The sequence below is a fragment of the Noviherbaspirillum sp. ST9 genome (genome assembly GCF_048799745.1).
GTDB lineage: Bacteria > Pseudomonadota > Gammaproteobacteria > Burkholderiales > Burkholderiaceae_D > Noviherbaspirillum.
Map to the genome: position 1 here is coordinate 1 of NZ_JBLWFR010000220.1, position 514 is coordinate 514.

Genomic DNA, 514 nt, shown 5'->3' on the forward strand with positions numbered 1-514 from the left:
AAGGAGGTGTGTCTGCCTGTTTCACCACCCTACAGTATTTTTGATGTCTTTTAAAGAACTTGTTGACACAAAGATAATACACATCTTTTTGTTTTGCAAATATTTCAATAAAAAAAATGAAAAAATATTAATCGAACAATATTATTAACCTAATGTTAACGAATTGGCAATAAAAAAACCAGCCCTATTCCTCGGGCGTCTGTAGTTTCCCATCTTCAAACAAAAGCGGAAGCATATAAGTTGTAAGTCTTTTGTCGGCGTCGGGGAAAATCCAATGAGGCATATTTCTACGACTTTTAAGAATGCGCTTGTCCGTTTTTTTTTTCAGACCACGGAAAATTTTGCAATCGCTGATGCTGCCGTCTTCTTCAATTGTTAAAGATGTTATAACTTTTTTGCGGCCGGGAGATCTTGTGTTCCTGATGGTGTTCTTTAAATAGCGATACATCGCTGCGTTGCCTCCGGAAAAGGAACGCTCGGGGGGAAAGTAGCAGGAGGTCAATGCCAAAGTGGT

At 38.9% G+C, this 514-nt stretch carries 1 protein-coding gene; it reads right to left on the reverse strand.

Features of this window, described 5'->3' with window-relative positions; genetic code table 11:
* Positions 1-184: 184 nt before the first annotated feature.
* Positions 185-514: hypothetical protein (locus ACNOHI_RS25630; protein WP_420477541.1), on the reverse strand; the 330-nt coding region annotated here is incomplete at its 5' end.